The organism is Methanobrevibacter sp. (genome assembly GCF_017410345.1).
GTDB lineage: Archaea > Methanobacteriota > Methanobacteria > Methanobacteriales > Methanobacteriaceae > Methanobrevibacter.
Window position 1 is genome coordinate 1 of sequence record NZ_JAFQQZ010000011.1, and the last position, 7,090, is coordinate 7,090.

The window sequence follows — 7,090 nt, forward strand, 5'->3', positions numbered from 1 at the left end:
TCATATTTAATATAATATTTTTTATTATTTGTGCGTTAATATAATAAAGAGTACTTTTTTTAAAATTATAATTAATTTTATTGATTTATAGTCATTTTTAAAGCTTTATATTGCTTGTTTTTGATTTTTTTTAAGAGAAACATTTATATTATATTAATTAAAAATCTTTAACTAACATTAAAAAAGAATTATTTTACTTTGATAAAATAAGTCTATACTTTAATTATAATAAATATATTAAAAATCTTGTTTTTAAGATAATAATTAACATTGTTTTTTTTATTATGTTGATTCATCTTTTTTAATGTATTGAGGTGAAAAAATTTCGACTAAAAACAAAACATTGCTTCTGTTGATTTTAGCATTGTTCATTATTTCAATTGCTTCAGTATCAGCAAGTGATGTAAGTGACATAAACAATAATCAGGATTATATTTCAGCAGATGATTCAGTCAATGAAAATCTATTAGGTGATTATGACAATGATAATTTAGCATTGGATGATGATTTTGATTTAACCGATGATTCTGATGAGGAATCTAATCAAGACATTCCATCTTCTAAACTTGGAGAGAAAGGTTCTCTTGACTCCAGTGAAGGTGAGTCTACTGATTCTAATCCAAAAACCACTACTATAGTTAGTAAAACTACTAAAGTGGTAAATGGAGATGTTTATTCAGTCACTTTAAAAGATGGAGATGGAGCTCCTTTATCAGATAAAAATTTAATTTTTACATTCAATGGTAAAAATTATACTAGAACTACTGATTCCAATGGTCTTGCTAGTTTATCTATTAATGCAAAGGCAGCTAAATACTTAATCAGTGTTATTTTTGAGGGGGATGATTCATATGGAGGTTCATCCATTTCAAATAACATTACAGTAAGTAAGACTCCAACAACAATTGCGAACTCTTCCAGTTCAGCGGTTAATGGAAAATCCTACTCTGTAGTCCTAAAGGATAAAAATGGAAAGGTGTTGTCTTCTAAGAAAGTCACTCTTAAGTTCAATGGCAAGACATACACTGTCACTACCAATTCAAAAGGGGTAGCTAGCATAACCATTAGCGGCACAGTGGCAAAAACATATGCATTAACCTATAAGTTTGCTGGTGATGACTATTATGCAGCAAGTTCCGGTTCAAAAAATCTCACTGTTAAAATGGGTACCAAATTTGTTGGATCAGATGCACGTATAGTAAAAGGAGGCAAATTCAATGTCACCTTAAAGAATTCCAACAATAAGGTATTAGCTAATAAAAAGGTAACTGTTTACTATAATGGCAAAGTATGGAATAAAACAAGTAATTCTAAAGGAATTGTTGTCTTAACTCTCAATCCAACTCCTGCAAAGACTTACAATATTACTTATAAATATGCAGGAAGTTCATATTATGGTGCCTCCTCTAAAACATTATCAGTATATATTAAGACTCCAACAAGTTTAACTAATTCAGGCAGTTCTGTTGCTCAGGGCACTCCTTATTACATTACATTAAAGAATTATAAGGGAACTGTTTTAGTTAATAAAACTGTAACTCTAACTTATAGGGGCAAAACATATAAGAAAACTACAAATTCCAAAGGACAGGTTAGCTTAAAAATTACTTCAGGTCTTAATAATACATATACCATGGGATATAAATATTCAGGTACCAATTATTATGGCCCTAGTTCAGGTTCTGTAAAAATCAAGGTTAAAAAGGCTACAAGTTTAACCGGGCCTGCTTCAACAATTATCATTAAGGGAAATGCTTATAAGGTTACTTTAAAGGATTCTGATGGTAAGGTTTTATCCGGTCAGAAGATCACTTTCACTTTTAATGGCAAAACCTATAACAAGACTACCAACTCCAAAGGGGTGGCTAACTTAACAATTACCTCTGCCGCTGGAAAGACCTATAAGCTTTCATATAAGTTCCCCGGAACCTCTTATTATAATAGAACAGCTTCTGGAACAATTAACTTGGCAGTTAAGATTAAAACTACATTTAAGAATTCCGGCAGCAGCATAATGAATGGTACTATTTACAATCTTACTTTAAAAGATACTGATGGTAAGCTTTTAGCGAATAAGCTTGTAAATCTCACATTTGATGGTAAGACTTACCAGAATCAGACAGATGCAAATGGAACTGTAGGTCTCTTTATCAATTGTACCGGTCCAAAAGTAACTAAACTGACTTATAAGTTTGAAGGGGACAATACATATGAGCCTTCTTCAGGGTCTGTAAGCTTGGATGTTAAATCTGATAAGATATTCAAATTGGCACATATTGTAAATGCGTCAGTTTGGCTAAGATCCTATGTTGAGAAGAATCATAAGCTCCCATCTACAATTACAGTGAATGGTGTAAAAATAAACATTACCGTTTTTGCTTATTTGATGGGCAAGGCTGTAGTGAATATTGACAAAAACAAAACATCCAATATTGCTGTAGTGGATGTGAATTCCTATTATAAGAATAGTGGAGACACTTCCATTAATGTTGCTTTGAATAAGGAAGGTTATCTTAATGTTTCAAAGGTCTTAACAGACTTTGTTGAAACAAATGGAAGACTGGCATATTGGATTACCACTAATGTTACCAATGGAACTAATGTAACCAAAGTAAAGACTTCACCTAACCTTTATATATTTGGACTTGCCAAATGTTTGGATTTCTATTCAAACATGAATAGATTGCCTAATTATGTGACTTTGAATACTAAGGATGTTGATAGCAATTCCTCTGTCACTAAAAAGGGTAATTCTTCCCAATATAAAAAAGGTTTAAATGAGGTTCAAGCACTTAATTCCACTGAACTTGCCAAATATCTGCAATCTTCTGGAAATGATGCACTTAATGCGGCAATCCGTGAATTGGCCAATAACTTGACTAAAGGAAAAGCCACTGTCTGGGATAAGGCTAATGCGATATTCAAGTGGGTTAGAGATAATGTGGATTATGAGTATTATGCAAACACCAAGTATAAGGCAACAGGAACTTTAAGCAAGAAAAGAGGTAACTGTTGTGATCATGCCAACTTGATTGTGGCCCTTTGTAGAGCTGCAGACATACCTGCCAGATACTCACATGGTAAGAACTGTAAGTTCTCCAGCGGTTTGAACACTGGGCATGTATGGGCACAAATATATGTTGATGGTGTTTGGTATTCTGCTGATGCAACAAGCAGTAGAAATGAATTAGGAAATATTCATAATTGGAACACTAATTCATTTACCCTTCAGGAATATGCACTTGTTCATTTGCCGTTCTAGTTACTGGTAATTGATCTTAAACTTTTTTATTTTTTTATTTCTATTTTTTCTATTTTTTATTATATTTTTTCTTCCTATTTTTTAATAATTTTTCAATAATTTTTTTCTTCAATTATATTGATTTTAGGCATAATAATTTTAATGGCTGCGATTAAACTATTGTTTATTTTAATGGTTTTTTAATTTATTTTAATAGTTCTGCTATTTTCATATTATTATCTTTATCGTCATCTACATATCCCATATAAAAAACTCCATTTTTATTAAAAAAATAATATTTAAATAATTTGACTATAATATATTATACTGTTTAAAAAAAGTAATGAGGCATAAAATGGCAAATGGCGGACATGGACATCATGGAGCTCAAAACTTGACTCCTGAACAGCAAAAGAAAATGATTGAACAGGAATTAAGGCTCTTTGAACATATGAAAAACATTAAATATAAAATAGCTGTTATGAGTGGAAAGGGTGGAGTAGGAAAATCCACTGTAGCTGCAAACTTGGCAGAGGCTTTTCAGAAAAAAGGATTATTGACAGGGATACTTGATGCTGACATTCACGGACCTAATATTCCTAAGATGTTAGGGGTGGAAGGCCAAGACGTAATGATTGCAAACGGTGAGATGATTCCTGTAATGAGCAATAATGGAATCAAGGTAATGTCAATGGGATTCTTAATTGATTCACAGGACACTCCAATCATCTGGAGAGGGCCTCAGAAATCAGGATCCATTAAGCAATTCATGGCGGATACCGCATGGGGAGACCTTGACGTTTTGATCATTGACAATCCTCCTGGAACCGGGGACGAGCCATTGACTGTACTTCAGGCATTGCCGAATGTTGATGCGGTAATCATGGTGACAACACCAAACAGCCTATCACAGGAAGACGTATTGAAATGTGTAGGTATGGTCAAGATGCTGAATATTGAGGATATTGGACTTATTGAGAACATGTCATATTATGTCTGTCCTCATTGCGGTGAGAAGACCAATATATTCGGTGAGTCACAGGGAGAGAAGTTTGCAAATGACATGGGTGTTATCTATTTAGGCAATCTTCCATTGACAGAGCAAGTTCCCGAATCTGCAAATCAGGACAGCACAATGGTAAACAGCTATGCAGACTCCGAAGTTGCTCAGAAATTCTCCGAGATAATCGACAACATCAAATTGGCATTTTTGGATGATGCGGATTTTTAGAAAAGCTTGATTGAACTTTTCATTTTTTATTTTATTTTTTTTTATTTCTTATTCTATTTTTATTATATTTTTATTCTATTTCATTTTCATTTTTATTTATTTTTTATTTCATTTTTTTGCATTAATTTTCATATATTTTTCAAATGTTCTAAATCAATTCTTAGCGATTAAAAATCAAAATAATTGTTTTTTAAAGGAGTTAAGGATAGTTTTATATAGTTTAGAAAACATATATTAAACTGTGTATAATGGCATGATTTTCAATCAGATTTACACTAAAAAAATCAATTTAAAGACTACAATTATAAATTATATGATAAATTATCTTTTTAGTCTTAAAGTTTTTAGAGGTAATTGATATGACTATATTGGACGGTATTTTAGAAGATAACAAGAAATTTGTCGAAAACTTTGAAGGAGAGGAAATGTCTCACCATGCACAAAAGAAGTTAGCAATCTTAACTTGCATGGACTGCAGATTAATAGACTTCTTTGAACCGGCTTTAGGACTTAAAAGAGGAGATGCAAAAATAGTCAGAAATGCAGGAAACTCCATTGTAGGGGAAGATGCAATCAGATCCATTGGTGCTGCATTGTACAACCTCGGTGCTGAAGAGGTATTGGTTGTAGGCCACACCGAATGTGGTATGGCAGGTGCCGATGCGGACGCATTGAAGGAAAAGATGATTGCAAGAGGCATCAAAGAGGAAGACATTGCAAAATATGACTTGGCTGAATGGATTGGCGGTTTTGCAGATGAGGAAGAGAATGTCCTTAATGTGGTTGATAAGATCAAAAACCACCCATTGATTCCAGATGTCCCTGTACATGGCCTCATCATTGACATCGTATCCGGTGAGCTAAAGGTCTTGAAAGAAGATTACTGATTAAGATCAAAGCTCAAATTCTAAATGTTTTTTCTGATTAAAATATTATTCATTGTTTCTGATATTGGGAATATTGCAAACATTTATATATAAGCTAAATCTTATATTGTTATGCACTTCCAATATTAAGAAACTTATTGGAAAAATATTTTATAATCATTTTATTTTTATTGAAACCACCTAAAATTAGTTTATTTCACCAAATTAGATTAATTTATCATATATCACTAAAAATAAAGATTATTGCAAAGGTTAATTTATATAATTGTAATTGCAGTTACCTTGCTATTAGTAATGGGGCTACCAAAAGTTCCCACAAATACATATGTCACGACTTGGATTCGTGCTGAGTTTCGCCAAAAACTTAGCTTTCAATTAACACCATTAATTGAATTATGAAAAATTATATATCATCAAATTTTATTTGTTATAGGACGTTTCTTTTTTTAGTTCTAATATTTAATTGTAATAGTATTGATTTAATTACTATTTAGTTGTCAACTTTGTTATCCCACTTTATTAATAAAACCATATCCCACCTATTTATTCAAAAGTCCTGATAATGAAGTAGTAATCTGAATTCGATGTATTAAAAGGTTAAATATGAGTGTAAGTGAATCTATAATCAAAAAAGACGTATTAGGAAGTAAAACTTATTTTAAAAATGAATTGGAAGGTGAATATTCTACCATCTTAAAGAAAAGATCTGGACGCGGAAGAAACTCCATAGTGAGTGATGGAGAAACTGAAGGATTTGTATGTCCTGTTTGCGGATCAACTGAACTTTTAATCGACTTTGCCCGCAGTGAAAAATCATGCAGGGCTTGCGGTTTGGTTGTTGAGGAGAACATCATCGATTCAACATTCAGAGGAACCGCCAGAGATAAGGAAGGAAATTTCCAAAGTCAGAATGGAGCACCTAGTGATATAGCCATTCATGACATGGGCATATCTACCACCTTTGACGTGAACAAGGGATACCTAAAGGACAAGGCCAAATGGTACCGTTTAAGGAGATTGCACAATCAGACCCGTGTAAGCCGACCACGGGATAGGAATTTATCCAGAGCATTGGGTGAATTGGCTTTGATAACCTCCAATTTGGCTCTTCCAAAGAATGTGAGGTATGAGTCCGCATCTCTTTATAGAAAGGCTTTGGATAAGGATTTGGTCAGAGGCAGAAGCATCACCAAACTTTTGGTTGCTACTGTCTACATTGCATGCAGGGAATGTAGGGTTCCACGTACCTTGGATGAAATGGAAAAAGGCACTGGTATGAGCCAAAAGACCATTGGAAAGAATTCCAGATTCCTTCAAAGGGAATTAGGATTAAGATTGCCTATCATCTCTCCAAATGACTACATCCCAAGGTTTGCAAGCAAATTGGCATTGTCTGCTGATGTGGAAGTAAAGTCCATTGAGATCATCAATCAGGCAAAGGACTTGGGATTGACTTCAGGAAAGGACCCTGCAAGTGTTGCAGCTGCAACCTTGTATGGAACTTCCATGTTGTTTGGAGAGCGCAGAACCCAAACCGAAGTTGCAAAGACTCTTGGTGTAACTGAAGTTACCATAAGAAACAGATTTAAGGAATTAAACAAGGAATTGAACTTTGTATAAGTTTAATTCAGTTTAATCTTTAATTTTTATTTTATGTTTTTTTAGAAAAGTCTATTCTTATTTTTAATTTTTTTTTTTAAGTTTTTTAGAAAAGCCTATTCTATTTTTTAA

4 protein-coding genes are annotated in these 7,090 nt (G+C 33.0%); all 4 read left to right on the forward strand.

All coding sequences use genetic code 11. The features are described 5' to 3' along the window. Positions 1–343: 343 nt before the first annotated feature. The 4 genes from IJE13_RS01250 to IJE13_RS01265 all read left to right on the forward strand — a co-directional run bounded on the left by IJE13_RS01250 (position 344) and on the right by IJE13_RS01265 (position 6,979). Positions 344–3,262: a transglutaminase domain-containing protein gene (locus IJE13_RS01250; RefSeq protein ID WP_292776120.1), complete on the forward strand. Its 2,919-nt coding sequence runs from the start codon at positions 344–346 to the stop codon at positions 3,260–3,262. A gap of 334 nt (positions 3,263–3,596) precedes the next feature. Beyond that, the gene (locus tag IJE13_RS01255) at positions 3,597–4,472 is read left to right on the forward strand and encodes an Mrp/NBP35 family ATP-binding protein (protein ID WP_292776122.1); all 876 of its coding nucleotides are present in this window, start codon (positions 3,597–3,599) and stop codon (positions 4,470–4,472) included. 359 nt (positions 4,473–4,831) lie between these two features. Beyond that, on the forward strand, positions 4,832–5,359 hold the full coding sequence (locus IJE13_RS01260; protein WP_292776124.1) for a carbonic anhydrase: 528 nt from the start codon (positions 4,832–4,834) through the stop codon (positions 5,357–5,359). Between the two features lie 603 nt (positions 5,360–5,962). Then, positions 5,963–6,979, forward strand: a complete 1,017-nt coding sequence (locus tag IJE13_RS01265; protein ID WP_292776126.1) for a TFIIB-type zinc ribbon-containing protein — start codon at positions 5,963–5,965, stop codon at positions 6,977–6,979. Positions 6,980–7,090: the final 111 nt, after the last annotated feature.